This is a genomic window from Paenibacillus sp. JNU01 (assembly GCF_059130585.1).
Genome location: NZ_CP169723.1, coordinates 2,293,656 through 2,318,836, shown reverse-complemented (window position 1 = coordinate 2,318,836; position 25,181 = coordinate 2,293,656). Strand labels below are relative to the sequence as shown.

Below are 25,181 nucleotides of genomic sequence, written 5' to 3'. Positions count from 1 at the left end.
AATTCTGTACATATAATGAAGGGGAGAACCTATACATATGACAACAGAGCTGCACATGAATAAAAAAATCGTTCGGCGTTTCTTGTTGCAAACGCAAGCTTTACTGGAACGTTGGCCCGCAGTTTCCTTACCATCGGGACCCGATCAAGTTCTGAGTTTGATTCGCTCACTTGGTTGCGTGCAGATCGATCCTGTAGCTGCTGTAACCGGAAACCAGCATCTGGTGCTGGGTGCCCGTGACCCGGGTTATACGGCTGACAGCTTAAATTCGCTGCTGAGTGATCATAAGGTGTTTGAATATTTTGCAAATGCTGCCTGTGTCATTCCAATCGAGGATTATGCTCTCTTTGAACCTGTGCGTGCCCGATTAAGGGAGCGTCTGGCTCCATCCTTACAAGGTCTGGAGAAAACAGTGCAGCATGTGTTACAGCGTTTGAAGGAGGAAGGACCTTTACCTTCAAGAGCCTTCCGTGCTGTTGAACGGGTAAGTGGTTATTGGGACAGTGCAGATGTGCCAAAGACGAAGGATACCACACTTGCTCTGAATCTACTGTTAGACTCTGCTGTGATTCGTGTGGTGGCGAGGCAAGGGAATGAACGTTATTTTCATATTACCGAATCCGGATTGCAGCAACAGGGACTTCCGATGAAAGAAGATATGGATGTGTTGGCCCAGAAGCAGGCTCTACTGGATAAATACATTCATGCGTATCGCGTTGTAGATGCCCGTGATCCCCGTCTGGGTTGGCTAAAATCTACAGCGGCTGAACGACGCGCCGATATTGCTACCCGTGTGTCAGATGGGCGAATGATCCCGCTTAAGGTGGAGGACGTGGCGACGCCTTATTATATTCGAGCTGAAGACGAGGATTTGTTATTGCACATGGAGAGGGAAGAGCCACACTATGATCCATCAGGCCCGGTCCGTTTCCTGCCGCCACTGGACAATCTGTTATGGAGAAGAGAACGTATTGTCGATTTATTCGATTTTCATTATAAATGGGAGATCTATACGCCAGAGGTGAAAAGAACCTACGGTTATTATGCCATGCCGATTCTTCATGGTGATCGGTTAATCGGACGTATGGACCCGCGACTTGATCGCAAAACTGGAGTGCTTACCGTTCGTTTGTTATCAATGGAAGAGACTGCTCCACCTGTGGAGGAATGGATTGCGGATTTTCGGGAGGGCCTTCAATTCTTTGCGTCCATGCATGGAGCGCATTCAATCACTATTGAGAAGACGGTACCGAAAGAGTTGAAAAAACAGCTTAAATCGATTTGATCAGGGGATACACGAAAGAATGTAAGGATATGAAATTAAAATGGCGTAGAAAGGATCTAGGATGAAAGGATCTAAAAAATAGACAAAAAAGGGGAGAACCCGATGGTTTCCCCTTCATTGATTGTACAATCAGATCTTTAACATGGCATTAGAAGTGCTAACGTAAATCTAAGTTTGCGTACTCGCCAAAACTTTTTTAGTTCACCAGATGAGGCACTTCAACGTTTGGATCAACGTCTGCTTCATAATCCACACCATCGGTTTCAAAACCAAACAGTTGGAAGAATTCGCGACGATAACCTTCCAGATCGGACAGATCATAGATGTTCTCTGTAGTCAATTCATTCCAGAGCTTCGCGACTTCTTGCTGAACGTCATCTCTCATCTCCCAATCGTCTATACGAATGCGACCTTCTGCGTCGGTTGGAACTTCTCCTCCTGCATACAGGCGATCAGCGAACAGACGCTGCAATTGCTCGACGCATCCCTCATGCAAGCCTTTTTCTTTCATGACTTTGTACAATGCTGAGATGTACAGCGGCACGACTGGAATTGCGGAGCTGGATTGAGTCACCAGCGCTTTGGCGACAGTTACATAAGCACGTCCACCCTTGGCACTTAGACGATCATTCAACTTGAGTGCAGTCGCTTCCAGATGATTCTTGGCCTGACCGATGGAACCATCACGATAGATAGCATGGGTAAGTTCAGGTCCGATGTAGGAGAAAGCAATCGTTGTTGCATCATCCGCAAGTACGCCGCCTTGTTGCAGGGCATCCATCCACAGTTCCCAATCGTCTCCACCCATTACGGTTACGGTCTGACGAATTTCCTCTTCCGTTGCCGGCTCCAGCGTAACGGAGCTGATTTCGCCTGTGTGGAAGTTTACTGTTTTATTCGTGTAGGATTGTCCGATAGGCTTCAGCACAGAATTGAACACTTCACCCGTGTTTGGATCGGTACGGCGTGCCGAGGCTACGCTGTATACGACCAGATCCACTTGACCGAGTTCACTGCGAATCAGTTCAACGGCTTTGTCTCGTGTTTCGTTTGCGAATGCATCACCTGTGATGCTGTACGATTTGAGGCCTGCTTCTTCAGCGGCTTTTTCGAATGCAGCGGAGTTGTACCAGCCTGCGGAGGCTGTACGTTTTTCTGTGGAACTGCTCGGACGGTAAATACCGATCGTATTCGCTCCCGCTCCAAAAGCGGATACAACGCGTGACGCCAGACCGTAACCGGTGGAAGCACCAATTACGAGCACATTACGGGGGCCTTTGAGCTCCGGCTGTGATTTCACATAATCAATCTGTTCCTGCACTTGCGCAGCGCAACCTACAGGGTGGGAAGTGGTACAAATAAAACCACGTGTTCTTGGTTTAATAATCATTTATTTGCATCCTTTCATATTCAGCTCATGTTTCAGCATTTCGATCAAATGCTCGTATACATACCTCCTTATTGTAAAACAATTACTACGGAAACGGAAACCGTTTCGTTTGATTTCGCCGGAAGGGTGGCGTTATATCTCTAATTTTGCGATGATGTGCATATAATGTACTCGCTTGTTAGGGTAGAAAGGACAGGAATGCCATGCTGAAGGAACGCATTGAACTGCTAAGCAAAAGAAAACAAATCTCCCGTAAAGACCTTGTGGAAGGTCTGGTCACGCAGGCCCACTTTGCCAATATTCTGGCGGATCGTTATCCGCTCCCTGAGGATTTGGCAGAAGCTATCGCTGGACGTCTGGGGGTATCCCCTTCCTATATTCTAAAGGCTGCGGCTCAGGACGAGGAAACACTCGAACGGGCAGAGGTCATCTTCGAACAAATGTCTGTTCCAGCGTCGTCGATATCCGAAGAGACGGTGCATGCGCTGTCAGATCGGGATGACACACTGACTGTTGAGCTGACAACGGCTTTGATGAAGGCGGTATATTATCAACAGTTAAATGATGCAACGGCACATGAATATATACATACGTCCTATCTTAATTTTTACCTGGAGAAGTATGGTCGCCCAGACGATATTGATCTGCCGCGCCCGTTAGTCAAGGCACTTTTATTCTATAAAATACAATATTATCGCTCCAAAATGGCCTTTGTAGATGTACTAACTCATGCAACCAGGCTCAGTGAGCTGGCGCTTCCTGGCAGTGAATTCTGGCTGTCTGTGCAAAATATCAAGATGGAAGCCTACATCCAGGTTAAACAGTATGAAGAGGCGAAACAGGTATTCGAGCTTACGATGCGTCATGTATATGATCAGCGGCTGTTCCATCGATTGTCCGGGTTATATGTGGCATATAGTGGTTATTGTTTCGCAATGGGACTGGTTCAGGAGGCACTCTCGGCATTAACCATGGCGGAGGCGAACCTCGTATATGCGGGGAACCAAGGCGATCTGGTGACCGCAATTGCCAACAATCGGATTGTTATGTTAACGATGACAGGTGAATTGGATCAGGCACAGGCGGAGATTGAACGATTTGAGTCACTATTGCAGCAGGAAACGGAAGAAACACAGCTCGCGATGCGGCCGCTCGTCTGTATATATCAATGCGAAGTGGCTCTGGCGCGGAAGAACTGGGGCGTACTTGCACAAAGTGTAGATCAACTCTTGAAATGTGCAACAACCCAGGACCATCAGATGAGCGGAACCTTCTACCAGAGCCAGCTGGCTCTTGCGCATGGAGATCGCGAAGTTTTCATGGAGCGTGCGCTTGCCTGTCTGCCTTATTTTGAATCCGCGCAGCATGTCGTGCGCCTTGAACCATTATACGAAGGATTGGCCGTGGTGTCTGAGGATCAGCGCAAATACAAGGAAGCGGCGATGTATTATCGGAAGCTGGTATATTTGTTACGCAAAAAATAGAGCGGTAGCATGATATCATCCGTTTGGAAAAGATGGATCACTACGGGTCCCATATAAGGATATTTCCTGGATACAGCCGGCTGACAAGTCGGCTTTCTTTCTCATTCCACTATAATTTTGATTCCATTTCAAGAGCATAAGCCGTACTAAGCTCCACAAAGTTCAAAACTTCGTCAGATACGGGATATAGTCCTGACTCTGTAGCAGGAAGCTTCCTCACTTCCCAAAACTTTTCGATCAATGTCTCATCACCATTAAAAGTATCGTGAGATAACTTCATTAATTCACAGGCAATGTTATAGCCTTCATCCGATTGGGGAGGAACAGATTGTTGTATGCACCGCTCAATCCGGCGTATCAAGGAGACATATTGCTGAGTAATCTTATCATTATTATTAAGTTTCGGTAATGCTTTCTGTAGAAAGGCAACTTCCTCAGCATTGAAGTAATCCATCCACTGTTTAGCAACGGGCTGTACGTTTTGGACCAGATGTGAAACCCGATCCCAGGAAAGTATACCTTCCAGATCAATCATATTGATCAAAGATGTAGTATTTTCAATACTGCCCTGAATTGAAGTTAATTGCTCCTGAAGATGATTATGATGTGCGATCAGAATATGACGATAAGATAGTTTGTTCATTACAGTTTGTATGTCTTCAAGCGATAATGATAGTGATTTGAGCAACGTGATTTTTTCAAGCGCAAATAAATCTTCCTCTGAATAATAACGGCGACCGTTGTCTTCCTTATGACTCGGTTGTAGTAGACCGATCTGATCATAATAACGTAGTGTTCTCACGGAAATATCTCTCTGTTTGGATACTTGTCCTGTTGTCCATCTCTGCATGTTTTTTTCCTCCCAAAAAGTGCTTGCAGGTGACGTTACGTCACCTAATATCATTATAATATATAATAGAGGATTGAGGGATCGAGAATGACTAGAGCGGTAATGTGGAAAAAGACGGATCAGTGGACATGGCGTGAGTTACTAGTATTGCTAACGCTGGAATTTGTATTTGTGATTTTCGTGATTAAATACCCGATACAGTCCGGATATGAGGAGTGGTTGGATAATACCCTTTATTCTGGGACACTCACAGGGCTTACCATCGCAATTACACTTTTGACGGGACTGTATTTGGTTGCTTTGCGACCGAAGAAGCTGTCGTGGAGAGAGGTGGGCGTGAAGGGATTCTCCGTAAGGGATTGGTGGAGAATTGTACTGTGGCTCCTGCTTCTCATCATTTTAAGTGTGATGGCAGTATATCTCACCAGTTTTCTTGGAAATACGGTAGACAACAGCAAAACAGAGAGTCTGCAGCAAAATGTCACTCTTTTTACTATCGTTATCGGTATCGTTTCGGCTGGATTCGTGTCACCTCTCTATGAGGAGATCTTTTACCGCGGGTTCATATATCGCTGGCTACGGACTCGTATCAGGATGAAATGGGCGATTGTGATTAGTGCTCTAATCTTTACTCTTGCTCACTTTCCAACGATTAATGCCATGCCCGTGAATTTTATTAGTGGCGTTGTGTTTGCATGGACGTATGAACGGACAGGATCGGTCGTGCCTGGCATGATTGTTCACGGTGCGTTTAATACGATTGCCGTAGTGTTAACCGCAATGAGTTAGATTGATGATTATAGTATGGACACACATTCTAAAATGAGTATATTGAATATGATTTGGTGCAATGCCACCGCTTTAACCACAAATAATATCTGCCATACGTAAAATGAAGATTGCATTAGCAGTTGCTTTTTTGCGGAATTGGCATAATGCCTTACCAAAGAGATGATTATCCGGTAATTCGATTACCGGATTTTTCGTTTTTTTTGTATGCCGCCAGAAGGGTATTCAAAGACAAGCCGCGGTGTTTATAATTTAATTATAAATAAAATATAACAAATGAGGTGCTTACTATGGGCTGGTTCGGTAGAAAGAACAAACAGGAAGATGCGATTGCGAAAGCAGATAAAATGATGAATAAAGGGCTCACTGGCATGATGATGAAAGGTTTCGTATCCAAGGAACATCGGGAGGCAATCAACCAAAGTCTGGATTCGGCAAAACAGGCACAATTGGCTGCGAGTGGTTCGCTTCCATTAACGGCAACAGCAACGGTGGTGACAATCACCGATACGGGCAAACTGATCAATTTTGATCCGATTGTTGTGCTTGTCTTGGATGTGACGGAGACAAACGGTAACCAGTATCAGCGAACACTAGAGACACTGGTGTCCAAAATGCAGATTCCACGAGTTGGAGATCGGGTGGGATTGGGTCAGAATCCAGCGAATCCGACTGAACTGATCTATATGGGGCTAGTTTCCATCTAGAAGGTTTTGCTTGTAGGACAGTGATACTCCATTTATTAAATACGTATAACAACTGATTAAAGACATAACGTTAGAGGTTTGGATAGAGATATGAAGAGAAGGATGAAGAGAGGGTGGGCCATATGGTAGGTTTTCTGAGAATGATTGGCGTATTAACTGTGTTTGGAGTGGGGTTCTCCCCATTTCTGGCACAGAAGATGTGGGATGATCCGTTTATCATCATGCAAGCCTGGTGGTATAAACCGGCGATCTTTGCCGGGTTCGGGTTGATCTTTGTTCCTACGATTTTGAGCAATATTTTTGGTGTAGGTCGAGTCAAGACAGGTTTACCGGCAGTGGGTGTCATTAAGAGCATACAACAGACTGGCACGTATATTAATGAACAGCCGGAGGTTCGATTGGGTCTGACGGTGTCGCGTAAGGGGCGCGAGAAATACGATACGGAAATGAAAACCGTTATTCCCCTGACATCCATGGCTCAGTTTCAGCCGGGCAGCTTCATTCCGTTAGTGGTCTCTGTGAAGGATGAACGCAAGGTAGGGCTTGATATGAAAGGACAGTTATCACAGGAGGATATGCAGCAATTGTTGGATGAAAAGATGGTACAACAAGGGGTATCCCCTGAGATGATGGATATTGCACGAACAGGCGAAAAAGCGATGGCCAAGATTCTCGATGTCACTCCACTTGGCAGTGTAGGCAGTAATAAGATCAAGCTTCAACTCAAACTCAGCATAACCAAGACGAATGGTGAAACGTTCAATGTGACAACACAAAAAGAAATTTTATCTACTGCGCTGCCGCAGGTACAGCAAGGCCATATCATTAACGTCATTTATTCAAGACAAGACCCGACAAAATTGGTGTTGGCATTGAATGTACAGGAGCGACAATTAAGTGACTTATTCTCATCCTGAGGATATAGACAAAAGGAGGTCGTACAGGTCATGGTTATGACGTGTACGACCTCCTTATTACATTTGGTATGTAGGAGTAGGAGTGATGCAAGCAACGTGCTGCTTTCAGACAATACCAAGGCGCATGCGATACGAAAAAAGGACTCTTCTGGATTGTCCGTCAAATACATGATTAGCAAGCGCTCTGAACTCGTCGGCAGCAGTTAATAGATCATTCGCTCCGAACTTCAATGCCGTTTGCAAGCCGCCTTGGCTCAAGGCCAGGTTCACGTATCGGTCTGCATCAAAGGTCTCGTGGTGATGAAACACGATTTCCCGGACATAGCGAAACAGACCCGACTCCTGAATTTGCTGTAAATGTCCATCCTTGCTCCATTTGTGTGCCTGGCTATTCTGGGGAGCCAGACTGGCTGCCCGTTGATCTGCTTCCTTATTCAGCTTCAGATAGGCTTGTTCCAACTGCCAGTCCAGCATTGGTGGCCAGTCACAATCATATGCAGCAAATATGCCGCCTGTACGAAGTACACGTGCAAACTCGCGTAGTGTAGGTTGCGGCTCCATCCAGTGAAATGATTGGGAACAGGTCAGCACATCCACACTGCCATCTGGTAGTCCGAGGTCGTGAGACAAGCCGGACACAAACCGCAGGTTATCCGGCTTCCCGGCAGATTCCCACTTGGATTCTGCTACAGACCTCATGTCATCGCTAGGTTCGAAGCCGATGATGCGTTCTGCCTGATTCAGCCAGATCCACGAAGATAAGCCGGTGCCACAGCCAACATCTGCGACCATGCGCGGTGTGCTTCCAAGATATGTCGTTAGAATATCCACCACTTCAGTGGGAGCAGCTGGTCGGTTCTGATCGTATAACGTACCAAAACCTTTGAAACGTTCCACATTGTTGCGTCTAATGTCTTGCATGGATAAACCTCCTTCGGTCAGATGGTTGACGGAGAGTCAGCTGTGTTCAAAGTCGTATAGGCCTATATTATATCATTCATTGTTGGGAAGGTTGTTCATGACATGCTGTAAATGTTCAACGGCTTGGATATGACGTCTGAGCAATTCCTGTCCAACATGAACAGGCTCGATTACGGTTAGCTCCGAACCGAACGATAGCAGGAAGGAGTAGAGCCATTCCCCTACATTTAATTCGAGAGACACACGGAGCCTGCCATCAGGCTCTTTTTTAATGAGGGACGGTTCGAAAAAATCATACACCCGGTAGGCAATATTACTGGAGAACGAGAGCGTTAGAGGAGTCAGGACAGGAGCTGCCTCTGATTCAGGGTGGGCTAACCCCACATCAACAGGATGATCGAGTTTTCTCGTTAGAAAGGTCAAATGGGTGATCCGTTTCATTTTGAATGTCTCGAATTCTTGCCGTTCAGGATCATCATGAATATATCCTCTGAAGTACCATGTACTGTTCTTGAATATAAGCTTCTGAGGTTCCACTGTTGGAACACTCTTCTCTCCATCCGAATTAACATAGTGGAACGTAATCAGTTGATTGGTTAATATGGCTTGTTTCACTTGATTGAAAAGTTCTCTCTCTTGCAGGGGAATGCTGCCCCATGGTGAGAAATTGAACTCGATCCAATCCAGCTTGTGATCAAACAGGGCGGTCAGCCGTTGCAGCATATGAGCACTATTCAGGTGTGGGATTGCACTGATACTGTATAGTCCCATCAAAATTTCGTTCTGGTCTTCTTCCGACAGCAGCGACTTGTCCATGACATAGTTGTCCATGAGATGAATGCCGCCATGCTTGCCGGTCGTCGTATAGACGGGGATGCCCGCAGCGCTTAGCCGGTCGATATCACGGTACACCGTACGTACCGAAATCTCGAACATACGGGCGAGTTCGGGTGCAGTGGCTTTCTTTTTCTCCAATAACAAAAGCAACATTCGAAATAATCGGTTATTTTCCATGCTCTGATTATACCATGACAATAGGTGTCAGGGTATGGGTGGTACACTGGTTACATAGTCTTACGAAGACATTTTGACTCAGTCTTATAACTTGTTCTTCATTTATTGCGAAGTAGTGAAGGGGACGATATCGATTCTGACGAAACGAAGTGTTCGCCTTCATCATCCGAGGATAACAGCGATCAGAAGAACGATTCGTGACCGGAACGGCTACTCGCATAATATCAAGCATTTTATATCGAAATGAGTTAAATATGAAGGAGGAACTGGTCATGATAATGAAAGAAGGATTTTACTGGGGTGGCGCAACGGCTGCCAATCAATTCGAGGGTGGATGGAACCAGGGTGGCAAAGGGCCAAGCACATCTGACATGATGACAGGGGGAACCCACACGATTCCACGCCGGATTACACCTGTATTGGAAGAGGGCACGTATTATCCGAGCCATGAAGCGGTTGATTTTTACGGACATTACAAAGAAGATATTGCCATGATGGCAGAGATGGGCTTCAAAATGTTCCGCATGTCCATCAACTGGTCCCGGATCTATCCGAACGGTGACGAACTGGAGCCGAACGAAGAGGGATTGCAGTTCTACGATAATGTCTTTGCCGAGTTGAAAAAATACAATATTGAGCCGCTCGTAACGATCTCCCATTACGAAACGCCATTTGGTCTGACACAGAAGTATAACGGCTGGGCTTCCCGTGAAGTCATCGATTGTTATATTCGTTATTGTACAACTCTCTTCAACCGCTACAAAGATCAAGTGAAATACTGGCTGACATTTAACGAGATCAACTGTCTGACGATGCCGTTGGGTGCTTATATGGCTGGAGGTCTTCTGTTTGAAGGCAAAGAGACGTTGGTCGACGGAGTGGATGATCCACAGACTCGATTCCAGGCATTACATCATCAATTCGTTGCGAGTGCCAAAGCGGTGAAGCTGGGACATGAGATCAACCCAGACTTCCAGATCGGTTGTATGGTTGCGTTCATGACTACCTATCCAAATACATGTAACCCGGACGACATGCTGCTTGCACAGAAGAAAGACCAACTGTCCAACATGATCTGTGGTGATGTTCAGGTTCGTGGTGCATATCCTGGATTCGCCAAACGTTTCTTCGCCGAAGAGGGCATTAAAATCGAAATGCAACCAGGAGACGAGCAGATACTGCGTGAAGGTTGCGTAGACTTCTACTCCTTCAGTTATTACATGTCTCTGGTAGAAAGTGCGGATGAGTCCCTGGAGAGAGCTGAAGGCAATCTGCTAGGGGGTATCAAAAATCCATATCTCGAAGCTTCCGACTGGGGATGGCAGATCGATCCAAAAGGATTGCGTTATACGCTGAATCATCTGTATGACCGTTACCAGATTCCACTGATGGTCGTTGAGAACGGATTGGGTGCTGTCGATGTGGTAGAGGAAGATGGTTCCATTCAGGATGACTATCGTATTGATTATCTGAAAGGTCACATTGAACAGATGAAAGAAGCGGTAGCGGATGGCGTGGATCTGATTGCCTACACCATGTGGGGATGTATTGACCTGGTTAGTGCGTCCACTGGAGAGATGAAGAAGCGTTATGGCTTCATTCATGTCAACAAGGATAACGATGGTAACGGTGACTTGAGCAGAACACCGAAGAAGAGCTTCTACTGGTACAAAAAAGTTATCGAATCCAATGGTGAAGATTTGTAATTTGGTATAAAATCAATACCCGCTTGTTCCTTGAAATAGGACAGGCGGGTTCTTGTGGTTTCTGAATTCGTTCAGGATGGATTCAGGATCAAATATAAGAATATAAAAATACCCGGCTATCCTTCAGTTAAGGAAAGCCGGGTATTTCCATATGCATGCGCTCGTAGAGACTATGCCAGTCTTCTGCTGTGCAGTTGGGACATACGCTCCAGATGCCGCTGGTAAAACCATATGCAAGCGGAGAGCCAGCAACCACTCAAGAAATATCCACCGACGATATCACTTGGATAGTGCACACCCAAGTAGATACGACTTATGCCAATGGTCAGTATAAAGACGGCACTGGCCATGATCATCAGTACACGTCCGGTGACGGTGGGTACATGTTTCCAGATGAGAAAGGCCAGTCCACCATACAGGCTAAATGCAGCCATGGAATGTCCACTGGGGAAGCTGTAGCCGCTCACTTCAATAATTCGATTAATGGTAGGTCTGGCACGTTGGAATACCAGCTTGAGCAATGCATTTAACAGGGTTGAACCGGCGAGTACACAAGCGAGGAAGAGTAGTTCGCGTTTGTGTCGCAGCCAAACGTATAACACAATCATGGCAATGATTGTAATGAAAACTACAGGCATTTCACTGCCGATCCAGGTGAAAAACTGCATGAATTGTGTCATGCCAGGGGATTCCAACCCCTGAATCCAGCCGATCAGCGTATCATCAAATCGATGAATCTGGTTATCGCTGATGGATAGGGCGATGCTTATAAAGGCGATCATGCATAACGCTGCAACGAGCAGCGGGAATGAGAAGTTCTTTTTCCAGTTGTGCATCAAATGTTGAGATCCTCCGTGAACGTTAATTTCGTATGTGGGCTCCTTGCGTATGTTGGACATAACGATATTTGTATTGTGCTATAATTTTACAATAATTATAGCAGCAATAAAAATATGTAACCTTTACAACGTTTGTTCAAGCAGAGAATGTAGGAGGGGAGCGGTCGGAATGAAACAACGGTTGGTGATGTGCATGTTGGTCTTACTGTTGGTTACGTCGGGGTTAGCTCTATTTTCCGGAGAAAAAGTGTATGCTTGCAGTTGTGTGGAGAGTGGTGTCCAAGAGAGATTGAAGACAAACACAACGGTATTTACAGGAGAAGTGGTAAAGAAAGGACCATCGCAGCAATCGAAGAATGATGGCATGTTAAGAGAGTATACCTTTGATGTAGATACGGCATGGAAGGGGGTTAACGCCAAAAAGATGAAAATCATCGCGAGTGACGGTGGGTCTGAATCATGTGGTATTCAATTCGAAAAGAATCAGTCCTACCTGATCTATGCGTATCAATCTGAACTGGATCAAAAGCTGCATACGAATCTGTGCAGTCGCAACGTTCTTGTGGAACAAGCCGGAGATGACTTGAAATTGCTGGGCGCAGGCAAGGTTGTAAGTAAAGAAGATTTTGGAGAAACCAGTGATGGCTGGCAAAGTGGACCTGTCTATCTTATCTTATACGGTACAGTCATTTTATTAGCAGCATTGGCAGTTTTGTGGTTTTGGAGACGAAAGAAAAGAATCTGATTGCCCAAGGACGGAAAGAACCTGAAGAAGCGAAGCGTTCGCCTAAAAGTTTTCTGAAAGAAAGCTGCATCGAAAGCGTACGCTATCCCTGGATTTTACCTTTATAATAAGGGATCAAAAAATCTGGGGATAACAGTGATCAGAAGGTTACTCTGTCATCGGAGTGGCCAGTGTAAATATTCTGTAGTTCAATTTTTATAGTTTAACTGCAACATGTATTCATAAGCTGTGACGCCAAATACCCGTTTGAAATGCCGGTTCAGATGGGTCAGATCCACGAATCCACAATCAGCAACAGCAGCGTAGACGTCCTTCTGCATTTCGATGGACTGACGGGCACGCTCCACCTTGCAGTTTAAGAAAAACTGGTAGGGAGAAATACCTGCTTGTGACTTGAATTCACGGATAAATTGAAACTTGGACATGCCAAATTCGGCGCTCAGGTTGTCCAGCTTGAGCACATCTTCGGTGCTGCAAAACATCATTTCCTTAGCTTTTCGAACCAGGCTGTCCTGAGGCACCCAGAGCTTGGGATGCATCTCCTTCTGAGCCAGAAGGTGAACCAGATCGAAGACCCGTTCGCTGCACTCGGCTTCGTCCTGTCTGTGCTGAACGGCATCGTTCAGCATCAGGATCTTCCGTGCAAGCTCGGGATCATAGACGATGGGACTTCCAAAACGCAATTCCTTTTTGCCTATAATCTCCTCTACCAAATCCGGCTTCAGATACAGCATCACGTAATCAATGCCTTCTCTATCATAGGAGCTACCATCATGGGACTGCTCACGATTGAACAACATGACACCATTTTGGTGAGATGCCTGATATTGTCCGTCCAGGTTGTATTGTTGAATGCCGCGCAGGGTTACGCCAACCGCGTACTCTTCGTGGCAATGTTTTTTGTATGCAAAATCAGTAAAGCTGGCAGATAGTGCCAGCACGTCTTGTGACTTTTTATAGTTGAACCGTTCCATGCAGCACACCTCCCAAGCTTTAGATCAATCCGGATACTATAATGGCTGAGTATAACAAAAAAAGTGCCATGAGAATACTCAGTAATTTTTGGTGGCGATTCAGCAACGTTCTGAAAACCGTGCCAAAAACAACCCAACTGGAGTAGGCCAGAAAACCTATGAAGGTAATGAGCAATACGAACAGGAACGATGAAAATGAGCTGTGGTAAAAGGGCAATACATAGCTTGGAAGGACCGTGAACGTAAACAAGACCACCTTGGGATTGACAAATTGCATAATAAAACCGTTCCCAAATCCGGTAACTTGGGTTGGTGCATCCTCAGTGGTACCCATCTTGTAGATCTGATACGCAAGATATACCATATAGATGCCGCCGACAATCTGCATCACCTTCAGAATTCCAGGCAAAACATCGGCAAGAAGGTGATTAAGGAAAGCTGATGCGGTAAGCAGCAGGCCAAATGCCAGCGTAGCTCCCCACACATAGTTCATCGTTTGTCGCGCGCCTACCTTCTGGGTGGACGATAGAATGACGATATTGCTAGGCCCGGGGGTAAAGGTGACGACGATGCAATAGATTAAAAAAGATGCAATACTCATGACGAAGCGCTCCTCTGGTTGTAGTCTAGTTCCATGATCATACGTCCAGAGGGAAAAACCATATAGTACATTATTGCAAGGTACACGGGTAGCAACAGGGTCTTCCGTATGAAAGATAAGGAGTAGTTTTCTTTTTTTATGATTGCGTTTACAATTTAAACGGAGCATAGGATGATTAGACCACTTGAGGAAGTGAACGTAATGAAGAAAATGCTGCTAGTCTATATTTTGCTAATCTCGGCATTTGCGCTGTATGTGTTGAGATTCGAATATACCAGTCAGGTTAACAGTTCATGGGAGGACCGGGGGCTGCGCGGTGATATCGGAGAGACGTATATCATGATTACATTCCAGTCCGGGCTGGAGTATTGGAAGAGCCCGCTTAAAGGATTCGAGGATGCCGCGGATGCGCTTGGGGTGACCGTAGAATATCGCGGAGCTACCCGGTATGATGCGAAGGAGCAGACGATGGTGATCGAGCAGGCCATCGCTCGTAAACCCGCGGGCATTGCCATATCTGCGATCGATCCCCAATCGCTAGTTCCAGCGATTAACAAGGCAGTCGATGCAGATATCCCTGTTGTATTATTTGATGCGGATGCACCCGATAGCCAGGCCTATTCATTTCTGGGGACAGATAACTACAAGTCCGGTGTAATGGCCGCTGATAAAATGGCTGAACTGCTGGGGCGTGAAGGAAAGGTTGCGGTATTAACCTTGCCTGGACAACAGAATCATGAAGAACGAACGAAAGGCTTCCGCGATACGATCGAGGAGAGATATCCTTCCATGCAGGTCGTTGAAGTTGCAGATGGGCACGGTGATGCGATGGTGTCCAGAGACGAAACACTGAGAATGATGAAGGAACGTCCGGAACTGGCGGGTATTTTTGTGACTGAAGCCACCGGAGGAGCAGGAGCGGGAGAAGCGGTTCAAACTGCCGGGGGCAGCAGACATCCTATGCAGATTATTTCATTTGATACGAATAAGGCTACATTGGATATGATCAAGAACGGGACGATCTCGGCTACAATTGCACAGGGAACCTGGAATATGGGGTATTGGTCACTCCAATATTTGTTCCATCTGCATCACCAGTTGACGGTTCCTGCTCCATCGGCATCCGGTGAAAATGCACCGCTTCCCGTGATGGTGGACACGGGGATCTCTGTCGTGACACGTTCAAATGTGGATGATTACTATGCCAAATAACAAGGAGCATTTGAAGAGTGAGAGGTTTTGGGGCAGAAGAGCGATTCTCTCAACTTTCAGGAACGGGATTCGGCGTTTGCGCTTGCGTAATATGCCCCTTCGCTACCAGCTAATGCTGCTTTTTTTGCTATTCGCCATTGTGCCCTCTGTAGGACTCGGCCTGCTTGTCAATTGGACAGTGGAGCGGGTTGTTGAGCGACAGGTTGAAGGGCATACGATGCAACTGATTGGTAAAGTGAATGAAGCCCTGAACAGCAAGATGGAGAATCTGCAAAATATGACGTATCTGATTGCATTTGACCCGGATATTGATGCGTTTATGAACGACAACATGCCGTTGAATGATGATGCAAGCGGTGAACGGATGAATAAAGGCGCAATTGCCGAAACGGAGCAAAATCAGTTATACGGCATCAAGCAAACCTTGCAGGGGTTCACAACGTTGTATCCTGAAATCGCCGGGATTGTTCTCGTCAATGGAAGTGGTGACTATATTAGCAACGAGATGTATCCCCGAGCAGAGCAGAGCTTGATCCAGGAAAATTGGTACCGAGAAGCCGCGGCCAATCCGGGCATATTCATGGTGTTGGGTCAGCCCAAAGAGCGTAATCTCACGACACATGTACGGTATAAGGATGATGAGATTGTATCGGTTGCACGTTCCATCACGGATGAAGCGTCAGGGCGTGTGCGAGGCGTTATTATGATTGATCTTAAACTAAGGTCCGTCTCTCAGGCTGCCCGCAATGTGACCTTGGGTAAATCTGGTTATGTGATGGTGACGGATGCCGAAGGTCAAAGTGTATACAAGCCGGAGCATCCGTTAATCGAACACATCCCCGCAGAGTGGTTTCCCTCCGGGGAGAGTGGCACGTTTACCGCCGAAACCAAGGGTGGAGCGTTATTATTCATGTATCAGTCGTCCACCTTTACGGGTTGGAGAACGGTAGGGGTATTTCCCACAAGAGACTCGATATCCGAAGTACGCCAAATCCAGTTTTATGTGGTTAGCTTTGTATTTGTGGTGTGTTTATTCGGACTTAGCGCCTCTTTATGGTTCTCGCGTTCCATTGCCCAACCGATTTTCCGACTCATGTCCTATATGCGCAGGGCGGAGACGGGTAATCTCAGACCAGGCCGGTGGAGCGATAGGGCGGATGAGATTGGAATGCTTGGCAACAGTTATAACCGAATGCTGGCACAGATTCAAGAACTGATATCGCTGAATGAATTGCGAGAACGGCAGAAGCGCGATGCTGAAATGCGAAGCTTGCAGGAGCATATCAAACCTCACTTTTTGTACAATACCCTGGATACAATTCATTGGATGGCACGCAAAGAGGGTGCAGACGATGTATCCGGCATGGTTGGCGCTTTATCTCGATTATTTCGGATCGGGCTTAGTAAAGGACAAGATTACATTCCGCTGCACTCTGAGCTTGAGCATATGACCAGTTATCTGCAAATTCAGCAGACACGATACCGCGACCGGCTTCAGTATACATTAAATATTCCAGAGGAATTGCGGGACCTTTTCGTGTTAAAGCTGCTGCTTCAACCCTTGATAGAAAATGCAATCTATCATGGAATCAAGGGCAGGCGTGGGCCCGGACACATTCGGGTGGAGGCCAGATTGGAACATGGCAGACTGCTGCTGACCGTTCAGGATGATGGAGCAGGGATGTCCAACGAACGGCTTGCCGAAATGCTGCATCTGCTCGAAGCTCCTTTGGCAAGTCTGGAAGCGTCTTCGCCTGGGATCACAGGCAAAAGTTATGGGATGTTGAACGTGCAAGCCCGTCTCCGTCTGTCCTTTGGCGATGATTACGGTATTCTGCTGGAGAGCGAGGAGGGTCAAGGAACTCGCGTGACCATCATTCATCCGTTGATGCGAGAGCTGCCACCCATCCAGCAAATCAATAACAAAGAGAGGCAGGAGAGTGAATGGGAAAATTCATAAAATCGAACGCGACAACTTCCACTGGGGTAGATGGGACAACCGCATCAAACACGGTAATGGAGCTTACACCGGATAGCCACGTCACGAAGAAGTATCGCGTGCTCATCGCTGATGATGAGCCAATCATTCGTGAGGGAATCCGGGATGCAATTGACTGGGAGATACTCGGGATGGAGGTTGTGGGTGAAGCGGAAGACGGTGAGGAAGCACTGGAACGGGCTGCTGACTTGGGCGTGGATATTGTTCTGGTCGATATGAATATGCCATTCCTGAACGGAATCGAACTCATACGTGCTCTACAGCAGAAGTGCCCGGACTGTCGTTACCTAATCATTTCGGGGCATGATGAATTTGCATATGCGCAGGAGGCGGTTCGGCTTGGCGTAGAGGATTACATCTTAAAACCTGTACAATCAGAACAATTACATGCTGCGCTTGAGCGAATACATCAGCGACTTACGGAAGAGCACCAGAGGACGGCTTATGTACAACAGGCAGCCCATCAGATTGAACGCAATATCCCTCTGCTTCGCCAGCGATTTATGCTGGAGTGGCTGGAAGGGCAGGCTGCAGGGAAAGATCTGATGGAACAGCTTGAGTTTTTGCGTCTACCCGCGGTTCCACCTGTGCAGATCGGGATTGTGCGATGGCCTGCCGCCGAAGCTCGTCAGACGATACTGAGAGAGAATGATCGTCAGTTGTTTCTGTTTGCAGTGGAAAATATAATCAGTGAACTGTTGGCAGATCTGCCACATGTTCTGTTTCGGGACGTAAGCGGATTGATTGGCATATGTCTGTGGCAAGAAGCTCCCGAAGAAATAGAGTCCCTTCTGGAACAGCAGATCAGTTCATGCCTGAATATTGCCATTCATGCTCATCTGGAGATACATGCAGGGACACTGGAACAAACGCCGGATACGTACCGTCATTGCCGTGAACAGGTATACGAAGAAGTGCAGTTGTCCCCTCTGGTTCGCCGGGCAAAACAACTTATTCAAGAAGAGTATGCCGAGCGGGAACTAACGTTGGAATCGCTTGCTTCCCGCCTGCAAGTATCTGCCGTATATCTTAGCCGTGTGCTGAAGAAAGAGCTGAATGATTCTTTCGTGACGCTTGTCACGCACGCTCGCATTCGCAAGGCCATACAGTTGTTGGACTCCACAACATTGCCGATGCACACCATAGCCGAACGTGTAGGTTACGACACCCAGCATTATTTCAGCACCGCGTTCAAAAAAACAATGGGCATTTCGCCAGTACAGTATCGAAAGAACGGAGGAACGGCTTATCGTCCTTCGGCGAATTGATTATGGTTGTACAGTTGTTCATTCAGCCATGTGGTACATGAGATGGATGTGTTCTACTTCGTGTGAAGCGAAGCGGAGCATGTCCTTTTTTTTTGATCTTAATCTGATTTTTGATGGACCAGGCTCACAACGGGAGTTTCCATCAAAAGTTAAATTTTTATAAAAAAGGTTCAAAACGTGCAAAGACCTTGAGGCTCGTGCAATGCTACCATTGATCTCAGACAGGGACAGCAAGGAACAGGATGCACTACATGTATTGTAAGCGTTATCTTATAACTCATTTAGAACCGTATGACGTGAGGAAAGGGGAATTTCATATGAAAAAAGGAGCAGTGCTCATCTGGCTTCTGGTGATGACTCTGATGCTCTCGGCCTGCAATCTGGCAGAGAGTGGTGCAGGCAGCAAGGAAAAGGGATATGTCGGTATTTCGATGCCAACCAAATCATCAGAGCGATGGGTGGGAGATGGGGAGAATATGGTCCGTCTCTTCCAGGAGCAGGGGTACAAAACCGATCTCCAGTATGCTGAGGATGTGGTCGAGAATCAGATTTCACAGATTGAGAACATGATCACCAAAGGTGTGGATGTGATGGTCATCGCATCTGTGGATGGCAACACACTAACGGATGTCATCAAGAAGGCCCATGACGAAGGAATCCAAGTGATCTCGTATGATCGGCTCATTCGCAATACGCCTTATTTGACCTATTATGCCACGTTCGACAATTTTAAGGTGGGTGTGCTTCAGGCCTCCTACATCGAACAAAAGCTTGGACTCAAGGATGGAAAAGGACCGTATAACATTGAATTGTTTGGCGGCTCTCCAGATGACAATAATGCCTATTTCTTCTTCGACGGTGCGATGTCTGTGCTTAAGCCGTACATTGATTCCGGCAAACTGGTCGTACGCAGTAAGCAGATGACGATGTCTCAGATTGCGACCTTGCGCTGGGATGGTGCACTGGCCCAGTCTCGGATGGATAACTTGCTGAGTGCTTATTACTCAGGTGATCATCTGGATGCCGTGTTATCTCCTTATGATGGAATCAGTATTGGTATCATCTCATCTTTGAAAGGGATCGGTTACGGTACTTCGAACAAGCCGCTGCCCGTTATTACAGGACAGGATGCCGAACTTGCCTCAATCAAGTCGATTGTGGTCGGGGAACAGACGCAGACCGTGTTCAAGGATACGCGCAAGCTAGCCGAGAAGACGGTAGAGATGGCCAATAGTATCTTGCAAGGGAAACAGGCGGAAGTTAATGATGAAACATCATATAACAACGGAATTAAGGTTATTCCTGCATATCTCCTGGATCCTGTCTCCGTGGATCGTACCAATGTGGAACAGGATATCGTGGGTACCCAGTATTACACGAAGGAAGAAATCGGACTGAAATAATAAATGAAAGGAGCACATCCCATGGCCGGAATCATTCTGGAAATGAAGAACATCACCAAGACCTTTCCTGGCGTTAAAGCACTGGAAAATGTCAACCTGAAAGTCCGTGAAGGCGAAATTCATTCCATATGTGGTGAAAATGGTGCAGGTAAATCTACGTTGATGAAAGTGTTAAGCGGAGTATATCCACATGGCACGTATGAAGGCGACATTTTATTTCAGGGCAAAAAATGTGAGTTCAAGGATATCAAGCAGAGCGAGGATCTGGGAATTGTCATTATCCATCAGGAGTTGGCCCTGATTCCCTACCTTTCAATCGCGGAAAATATATATCTGGGCAATGAACGTGCCAACAGAGGCATTGTGGACTGGAAAGAAACATTTGTGGGTACACGGGAGCTGCTCTCGAAGGTGGGGCTGAGCGAAAATCCGAATACACTCGTATCCAGTATCGGGGTAGGCAAACAGCAACTGGTCGAAATTGCGAAAGCGCTCTCCAAAAAGGTACGGCTCCTCATCCTGGATGAGCCAACCGCTGCGCTGAATGAGGATGATAGTGAAAATCTGCTGCAATTGATGCTGGAATTCAAGAAGCAGGGCATCGCCTGTATTCTGATCTCGCACAAGCTGAATGAGGTGTCCAAGGTGTCTGATTCCGTGACCATTTTACGGGACGGCAAGACAATTGAGACGTTGGATATGAAGAAGGAGAAAGTGACGGAGGACCGGATTATCAGCGGGATGGTAGGACGTGATCTCACCAGTCGTTACCCGGAGCGTCATGCCACCATAGGTGAAATTATCCTTGAGGTGAAGGACTGGACGGTATATCACGAACATCATGCCGAGCGGAAAGTACTGGATCAGATCCATATGAATATCCGACGTGGTGAGATTGTGGGTATTGCCGGGCTGATGGGCGCAGGGCGTACGGAGCTGGCCATGAGTATCTTTGGCAAATCCTATGGCCGAAATATTTCGGGACAGCTCATCAAGAATGGTAAGCCGATCCAGAACAATACCGTCACAGAGGCCATCCAGAATGGATTCGCCTATGTGACAGAGGACCGTAAGGAATACGGACTTATTCTAATGGATGACATCAAGCGCAATATTTCGCTGACGGGTCTCAGCAAGCTGACGCGAAACGCAGTAGTGAACGAGCGCGAAGAAGTGCTGGTAGCGGAAGAGATGAAGAAAAGCATGAACATCAAAGCCCCAAGTATTTTACAGAAGACCGGTAATCTGAGCGGGGGCAACCAACAAAAAGTGGTGCTGAGTAAATGGATTTTTGCCGGACCGGATATTCTTATCCTGGATGAACCTACACGCGGGATTGATGTGGGAGCGAAATTCGAAATCTATACCATCATTCATCGGCTTGCCGCTGAGGGCAAGGGTGTACTGGTAATCTCATCCGAGTTGCCGGAGGTTCTTGGCCTGTGTGACCGGATCTATGTGATGAATGCCGGGCGAATCACCGGCGAAGTCAGCCGGGAGCAAGCATCGCAGGAAACGTTGATGAGATATATGACCAAGTCTGGAGGCGGCAAGCATGGAAATGATAACAAAACTGTTTAAAAATAATATTCGTCAATACGGCATGATTATTGCCCTGGTTGTAATTATGCTTTTGTTCGAGGTACTGACAGGTGGACTATTACTCAAGCCGATTAATATAACGAATCTGATCTTGCAGAACAGCTACATTTTGGTGCTGGCGATCGGGATGGTGCTGGTCATCATTACCGGACATATTGACTTGTCTGTTGGTTCCATTGCAGCCTTTGTTGGTGCTGTTGCCGCAATTATGATGGTAGATTGGCAGCTTCCGGCCTGGCTTGCGGTTATCGCATCCTTGCTGGTAGGCGCTTTGATCGGGGCATGGCAAGGCTTCTGGATCGCATATGTGCGTATTCCGGCATTTATCGTGACGCTGGCAGGGATGCTTCTGTTCCGCGGTTTGACGATGATTGTGCTGGAGGGACAGTCGATCTCTCCTTTTCCGGGTGGGTTCCAGAAAATAAGCTCGGGTTTCCTGCCGGACATTCACTTCTCAGGCTTCGGTCTGGTATCCATTATTGTGGGACTTGTACTCACCGTCTGGTACATTGTTAATGAACTGCGGGAACGTCGTTCCCAGCGAAAATATGGCTTCGAGGTGGTGTCACAGGGGTTATTTCTGCTCAAGCTGATTGTGGTGGCTGCCGTGACAAATCTGTTTACATTTGTACTCGCAAGTTACGCGGGGATTCCGAACATCCTGGTTCTGTTGTTTGTCCTGATCATCGTATACTCCTTCGTGATGAACCGTACCGTTATGGGCCGGCATGTGTATGCGCTTGGAGGTAATGAGAAGGCCGCGGGACTGTCCGGAGTGAAAACAAAAAAAGTAACTTTCTGGGTTTTCGTGAACATGGGTACGCTTGCCGCGGTATCCGGGTTGATCTTCGCCGCACGTCTGAATGCCGCTACGCCAAGGGCGGGTACCAACTTTGAGCTGGATGCCATTGCGGCCTGCTTCATCGGAGGTGCTTCTGCTTCAGGGGGCATAGGTACGGTATTTGGAGCCATCATTGGTGGTTTGGTTATGGGTGTGCTGAATAACGGGATGTCCTTGATTGGTCTCGGTATTGACTGGCAGCAGGGAATTAAGGGATTGGTACTGCTGCTTGCTGTGGCGTTTGATATTTATAATAAAAATAAAAGATCGGCGTAAAACTGGATAAAATGCAAAACAGACCTTGATCTCAGGATCAGGTCTGTTTTGCTGTATACACCACTTGTTTACATCAATGCATCGAGGAAACGTGTGGCGATCCCAAAATAGATAAACAGGGATAAGATATCATTCAATGTGGTGATTAACGGACCCGAAGCGACAGCTGGGTCAACCTTGAAACGACTAAGCAGAAGCGGAATGCATGTGCCGGTCAGTGTACCGATCACCAGAGTGAAGAATAGAGAAACCCCGATAATGGCGCCGAGCAGCCAGTCCCCTTGCCAGACATAAGCAATGACGGTGATCAGCAATCCACAGACCAATCCAATCATGATGCCCACTTTGATCTCCCGACCAATCAGTGCGAGTACAGTGGATTTGTCGAGTTTGCGTCCGATTAGTCCTCGTACCACGACAGCCAGAGATTGCGTTCCTGTGTTACCAGTCATACCCGCGATCATCGGCATAAAGAATGCCAGTGCGACAACCTGATTCAATGTATCCTCGAAAAAATCCACGATGCTTCCCGAGATCAGGCCAATTAGCAGCAATAGAATGAGCCAAGGGAGTCTGCGTCTGACGGCAACGAGTGGTTTGGTATCAAAGTCGATATCCTTGCCGCCCCCACCCATCTTGGCCAAATCTTCACTGGCTTCATCCATAATAATATCGATGACATCATCCATTTGGATAATCCCGCATAACCTGTGATTCTCATCTACTACTGGAAGCGCCATAAACTCATAGCGTTGCAGAAGCTGCGCTGCTTCTTCCTGGTCCATATCTACCGTTGCGTGGATCACCCGTCGGGTCATCAGTTCTTCAACCTGGGTCTTGTCGTCAGCCAAGGCAAGGGATCGATAACTCACTACTCCGACCAGTTTACCTTCATCATCCGTCACATAAAGGTAACTGGAGGCGGAGATATGCATGGTGCCTTGCGATTGTCGCAAGGCTTCCTTGGCTGTCTCATGGGCAAGCAGGGTTCGATATCGATCTGTCATGATGCGTCCAGCCGTCTCCGGCGGATAATTAAGCAGGGACCGGATAATGGCAGAGTGGTCCAGATTCATGGTGGACAGCAATTCTTCTCTTCGTTTGGCAGGCAAATCGTGCATGAACCGGATCAGATCACTTTTGTCCATCTGCTGCATGACTTCAAGCGTTCGTTCCGGCCCGAGTCGTTCAAACAGTTGAATCTGTTCGTGCAGCTTCAGGGTCTCGGCGAGATCCGCCAGAGCATCGGGTTTGAACAGGAGCAGAAACCGATTGGTTTCTTCTTCAGGAAACTTTTTATATACGAGTGAGAGGTCGTAGGGATGCAGTTCTTTCACCAATTTATAGAAATCCGGAAGGTTCCGGGATTGCACATGTTGCACGAGTTGTTCGGTGATCTCCTCCACGGAGAAATCTTTCTTGGTATGAGGTCCGTTCATATCGACACTCCTTTCTAAACGGTCAGCTTCATATTTTTAAACGAAATGGGTTGGCAGTTAAACAAATGGAGGAAAAGAGAGTACCCAAAATGATATTGTAATCTTGCTCAAACATTCGATATGGGCTTACAAACGGGCGTTGCAAGGATATACTTGTTGTACAGCAACAGACGAGGAGGACGTGTGCGGTGGAAGCAGAAAGTATTAGAACACAATTGCTCAGTCTGGCCGAGCCGGAGTATCAGAAATTCTCGGCTGCGCTTATTCCCAACATCACAAATGTGTTAGGCGTGAGATTGCCAGCCTTACGAAAGATTGCCAAACAGATCGCCGCCGGGGACTGGCGCACTTATCTGGAGACGGCAGACGATGAATACTTTGAAGAAGTGATGCTGCAAGCCATGGTCATTGGACATGTCCAGGCTAATCTGGACGAGCTGCTGAAGGTCATTGAAGCATTTGTACCCAAGATCGATAACTGGTCGGTATGTGACAGCTTCTGTGCGGGACTAAAATATACGAAGGTGCATTCGGAGCCGGTGTGGGCATTCTTGCAGCCGTATCTGAGATCAGAGCAGGAATATGAGATTCGGTTTGGCGTGGTGATGCTGTTGAATTTTTATCTGGATGAGAGATATATTGATCGGGTTCTAATCGCATTGGATCGGATCAGGCACGAAGCTTATTATGTGAAAATGGCGGTTGCGTGGGCCATCTCGATGGCTTATGTGAAACAACCTGAGGTTACTATGCGTTATCTGAACCATAATACCCTGGACGATTTCACGTATAATAAGGCACTTCAGAAAATCACGGAATCGTATCGCGTTGATCCGGAGAGCAAGCAGATGATCCGCAGTATGAAACGTAAGGTGAAGAAGCGAATTTCCTCATAGTCCTAGCATGAAGCATTCCACCA

At 47.0% G+C, this 25,181-nt stretch carries 22 protein-coding genes; 14 read left to right on the top strand and 8 right to left on the bottom strand.

The genetic code is table 11. The annotated features are described in order from the left end of the window. Positions 1-37: 37 nt before the first annotated feature. On the top strand, positions 38-1,285 hold the full coding sequence (locus tag NLBNIHML_RS10080; RefSeq protein WP_494354308.1) for a DNA glycosylase AlkZ-like family protein: 1,248 nt from the start codon (positions 38-40) through the stop codon (positions 1,283-1,285). A 196-nt stretch (positions 1,286-1,481) separates the two neighbouring features. On the opposite strand, the gene fabV is transcribed toward NLBNIHML_RS10080, so the two are convergent. After that, the gene (gene fabV, locus NLBNIHML_RS10075; protein ID WP_339236832.1) at positions 1,482-2,675 is read right to left on the bottom strand and encodes an enoyl-ACP reductase FabV; all 1,194 of its coding nucleotides are present in this window, start codon (positions 2,673-2,675) and stop codon (positions 1,482-1,484) included. Positions 2,676-2,878: 203 nt separating this feature from the next. On the opposite strand from fabV, the gene NLBNIHML_RS10070 reads away from it, so the two are divergent. Further along, complete coding sequence (locus NLBNIHML_RS10070; RefSeq protein WP_342570838.1) at positions 2,879-4,159, top strand: XRE family transcriptional regulator; 1,281 nt, start codon at positions 2,879-2,881, stop codon at positions 4,157-4,159. Positions 4,160-4,268: 109 nt separating this feature from the next. On the opposite strand, the gene NLBNIHML_RS10065 is transcribed toward NLBNIHML_RS10070, so the two are convergent. After that, positions 4,269-5,009: a MerR family transcriptional regulator gene (locus tag NLBNIHML_RS10065; RefSeq protein ID WP_494354307.1), complete on the bottom strand. Its 741-nt coding sequence runs from the start codon at positions 5,007-5,009 to the stop codon at positions 4,269-4,271. 87 nt (positions 5,010-5,096) lie between these two features. Between NLBNIHML_RS10065 and NLBNIHML_RS10060 the strand changes: the two genes are divergently transcribed. From NLBNIHML_RS10060 to NLBNIHML_RS10050, 3 genes are all read left to right on the top strand, one after another. Further along, positions 5,097-5,798, top strand: coding sequence for a CPBP family intramembrane glutamic endopeptidase (locus NLBNIHML_RS10060; protein ID WP_339236824.1), 702 nt, complete (start codon positions 5,097-5,099; stop codon positions 5,796-5,798). A 290-nt stretch (positions 5,799-6,088) separates the two neighbouring features. Beyond that, positions 6,089-6,505, top strand: coding sequence for a hypothetical protein (locus NLBNIHML_RS10055; protein WP_339256893.1), 417 nt, complete (start codon positions 6,089-6,091; stop codon positions 6,503-6,505). 122 nt (positions 6,506-6,627) lie between these two features. Beyond that, positions 6,628-7,422: a hypothetical protein gene (locus NLBNIHML_RS10050; RefSeq protein ID WP_494354694.1), complete on the top strand. Its 795-nt coding sequence runs from the start codon at positions 6,628-6,630 to the stop codon at positions 7,420-7,422. Positions 7,423-7,527: 105 nt separating this feature from the next. Here NLBNIHML_RS10050 and NLBNIHML_RS10045 read toward each other — a convergent pair whose 3' ends face one another. Continuing rightward, the gene (locus NLBNIHML_RS10045; RefSeq protein ID WP_494354306.1) at positions 7,528-8,343 is read right to left on the bottom strand and encodes a class I SAM-dependent methyltransferase; all 816 of its coding nucleotides are present in this window, start codon (positions 8,341-8,343) and stop codon (positions 7,528-7,530) included. A 72-nt stretch (positions 8,344-8,415) separates the two neighbouring features. Then, entirely contained in the window at positions 8,416-9,357 is a 942-nt protein-coding gene (locus tag NLBNIHML_RS10040; protein ID WP_494354305.1) for a helix-turn-helix transcriptional regulator, read from the bottom strand. Positions 9,358-9,629: 272 nt separating this feature from the next. Between NLBNIHML_RS10040 and NLBNIHML_RS10035 the strand changes: the two genes are divergently transcribed. Next, a complete protein-coding gene (locus tag NLBNIHML_RS10035) occupies positions 9,630-11,063 on the top strand; it encodes a glycoside hydrolase family 1 protein (protein ID WP_494354304.1) in 1,434 nt (477 codons plus the stop codon). A 170-nt stretch (positions 11,064-11,233) separates the two neighbouring features. Here the strand turns inward: NLBNIHML_RS10035 and NLBNIHML_RS10030 are convergent, their stop codons facing one another. After that, on the bottom strand, positions 11,234-11,899 hold the full coding sequence (locus tag NLBNIHML_RS10030) for a phosphatase PAP2 family protein (protein WP_339243178.1): 666 nt from the start codon (positions 11,897-11,899) through the stop codon (positions 11,234-11,236). Positions 11,900-12,071: 172 nt separating this feature from the next. On the opposite strand from NLBNIHML_RS10030, the gene NLBNIHML_RS10025 reads away from it, so the two are divergent. Beyond that, a complete protein-coding gene (locus tag NLBNIHML_RS10025; RefSeq protein ID WP_339236807.1) occupies positions 12,072-12,647 on the top strand; it encodes a hypothetical protein in 576 nt (191 codons plus the stop codon). Between the two features lie 188 nt (positions 12,648-12,835). Here NLBNIHML_RS10025 and NLBNIHML_RS10020 read toward each other — a convergent pair whose 3' ends face one another. Then, positions 12,836-13,621, bottom strand: coding sequence for an AraC family transcriptional regulator (locus NLBNIHML_RS10020; protein ID WP_342570832.1), 786 nt, complete (start codon positions 13,619-13,621; stop codon positions 12,836-12,838). Positions 13,622-13,640: 19 nt separating this feature from the next. Next, on the bottom strand, positions 13,641-14,222 hold the full coding sequence (locus tag NLBNIHML_RS10015; RefSeq protein WP_339256885.1) for a LysE family translocator: 582 nt from the start codon (positions 14,220-14,222) through the stop codon (positions 13,641-13,643). A gap of 201 nt (positions 14,223-14,423) precedes the next feature. Between NLBNIHML_RS10015 and NLBNIHML_RS10010 the strand changes: the two genes are divergently transcribed. The 6 genes from NLBNIHML_RS10010 to mmsB all read left to right on the top strand — a co-directional run bounded on the left by NLBNIHML_RS10010 (position 14,424) and on the right by mmsB (position 22,823). Further along, positions 14,424-15,434: a substrate-binding domain-containing protein gene (locus NLBNIHML_RS10010; RefSeq protein ID WP_494354693.1), complete on the top strand. Its 1,011-nt coding sequence runs from the start codon at positions 14,424-14,426 to the stop codon at positions 15,432-15,434. Between the two features lie 91 nt (positions 15,435-15,525). Beyond that, positions 15,526-17,394: a cache domain-containing sensor histidine kinase gene (locus tag NLBNIHML_RS10005; protein ID WP_494354692.1), complete on the top strand. Its 1,869-nt coding sequence runs from the start codon at positions 15,526-15,528 to the stop codon at positions 17,392-17,394. Continuing rightward, positions 17,379-18,701, top strand: coding sequence for a response regulator (locus tag NLBNIHML_RS10000; protein ID WP_494354303.1), 1,323 nt, complete (start codon positions 17,379-17,381; stop codon positions 18,699-18,701). Before NLBNIHML_RS10005 ends, NLBNIHML_RS10000 begins: the two co-directional genes overlap by 16 nt. A 317-nt stretch (positions 18,702-19,018) precedes the next feature. After that, positions 19,019-20,104 (top strand): multiple monosaccharide ABC transporter substrate-binding protein, encoded by a 1,086-nt coding sequence (gene chvE / locus NLBNIHML_RS09995; protein ID WP_494354302.1) that lies wholly within the window; start codon positions 19,019-19,021, stop codon positions 20,102-20,104. A 21-nt stretch (positions 20,105-20,125) separates the two neighbouring features. Beyond that, positions 20,126-21,685, top strand: a complete 1,560-nt coding sequence (gene mmsA, locus NLBNIHML_RS09990) for a multiple monosaccharide ABC transporter ATP-binding protein (RefSeq protein WP_339256881.1) — start codon at positions 20,126-20,128, stop codon at positions 21,683-21,685. Next, on the top strand, positions 21,660-22,823 hold the full coding sequence (gene mmsB, locus NLBNIHML_RS09985; protein ID WP_253439968.1) for a multiple monosaccharide ABC transporter permease: 1,164 nt from the start codon (positions 21,660-21,662) through the stop codon (positions 22,821-22,823). The genes mmsA and mmsB overlap by 26 nt, the downstream gene beginning before the upstream one ends. Before the next feature lie 68 nt (positions 22,824-22,891). On the opposite strand, the gene mgtE is transcribed toward mmsB, so the two are convergent. Next, on the bottom strand, positions 22,892-24,262 hold the full coding sequence (mgtE, locus tag NLBNIHML_RS09980; RefSeq protein WP_342570831.1) for a magnesium transporter: 1,371 nt from the start codon (positions 24,260-24,262) through the stop codon (positions 22,892-22,894). Positions 24,263-24,450: 188 nt separating this feature from the next. Between mgtE and NLBNIHML_RS09975 the strand changes: the two genes are divergently transcribed. Beyond that, positions 24,451-25,158, top strand: a complete 708-nt coding sequence (locus NLBNIHML_RS09975) for a DNA alkylation repair protein (protein ID WP_494354301.1) — start codon at positions 24,451-24,453, stop codon at positions 25,156-25,158. Positions 25,159-25,181: the final 23 nt, after the last annotated feature.

Bases quoted from the DNA above. Each gene is read 5' to 3' on its own strand.
- NLBNIHML_RS10005 (WP_494354692.1), top strand. From the start codon at position 15,526: ATGCCCCTTCGCTACCAGCTAATGCTGCTTTTTTTGCTATTCGCCATT.
- NLBNIHML_RS10080 (WP_494354308.1), top strand. From the start codon at position 38: ATGACAACAGAGCTGCACATGAATAAAAAAATCGTTCGGCGTTTCTTG.
- mmsA (WP_339256881.1), top strand. From the start codon at position 20,126: ATGGCCGGAATCATTCTGGAAATGAAGAACATCACCAAGACCTTTCCT.
- mmsB (WP_253439968.1), top strand. From the start codon at position 21,660: ATGGAAATGATAACAAAACTGTTTAAAAATAATATTCGTCAATACGGC.
- NLBNIHML_RS10015 (WP_339256885.1), bottom strand. From the start codon at position 14,222: ATGAGTATTGCATCTTTTTTAATCTATTGCATCGTCGTCACCTTTACC.
- NLBNIHML_RS10045 (WP_494354306.1), bottom strand. From the start codon at position 8,343: ATGCAAGACATTAGACGCAACAATGTGGAACGTTTCAAAGGTTTTGGT.
- NLBNIHML_RS10040 (WP_494354305.1), bottom strand. From the start codon at position 9,357: ATGGAAAATAACCGATTATTTCGAATGTTGCTTTTGTTATTGGAGAAA.
- mgtE (WP_342570831.1), bottom strand. From the start codon at position 24,262: ATGAACGGACCTCATACCAAGAAAGATTTCTCCGTGGAGGAGATCACC.
- NLBNIHML_RS10010 (WP_494354693.1), top strand. From the start codon at position 14,424: ATGAAGAAAATGCTGCTAGTCTATATTTTGCTAATCTCGGCATTTGCG.
- NLBNIHML_RS10065 (WP_494354307.1), bottom strand. From the start codon at position 5,009: ATGCAGAGATGGACAACAGGACAAGTATCCAAACAGAGAGATATTTCC.
- fabV (WP_339236832.1), bottom strand. From the start codon at position 2,675: ATGATTATTAAACCAAGAACACGTGGTTTTATTTGTACCACTTCCCAC.
- NLBNIHML_RS10000 (WP_494354303.1), top strand. From the start codon at position 17,379: ATGGGAAAATTCATAAAATCGAACGCGACAACTTCCACTGGGGTAGAT.
- NLBNIHML_RS10055 (WP_339256893.1), top strand. From the start codon at position 6,089: ATGGGCTGGTTCGGTAGAAAGAACAAACAGGAAGATGCGATTGCGAAA.
- NLBNIHML_RS10030 (WP_339243178.1), bottom strand. From the start codon at position 11,899: ATGCACAACTGGAAAAAGAACTTCTCATTCCCGCTGCTCGTTGCAGCG.
- NLBNIHML_RS10025 (WP_339236807.1), top strand. From the start codon at position 12,072: ATGAAACAACGGTTGGTGATGTGCATGTTGGTCTTACTGTTGGTTACG.
- NLBNIHML_RS10060 (WP_339236824.1), top strand. From the start codon at position 5,097: ATGACTAGAGCGGTAATGTGGAAAAAGACGGATCAGTGGACATGGCGT.
- chvE (WP_494354302.1), top strand. From the start codon at position 19,019: ATGAAAAAAGGAGCAGTGCTCATCTGGCTTCTGGTGATGACTCTGATG.
- NLBNIHML_RS10070 (WP_342570838.1), top strand. From the start codon at position 2,879: ATGCTGAAGGAACGCATTGAACTGCTAAGCAAAAGAAAACAAATCTCC.
- NLBNIHML_RS10035 (WP_494354304.1), top strand. From the start codon at position 9,630: ATGATAATGAAAGAAGGATTTTACTGGGGTGGCGCAACGGCTGCCAAT.
- NLBNIHML_RS10050 (WP_494354694.1), top strand. From the start codon at position 6,628: ATGGTAGGTTTTCTGAGAATGATTGGCGTATTAACTGTGTTTGGAGTG.
- NLBNIHML_RS10020 (WP_342570832.1), bottom strand. From the start codon at position 13,621: ATGGAACGGTTCAACTATAAAAAGTCACAAGACGTGCTGGCACTATCT.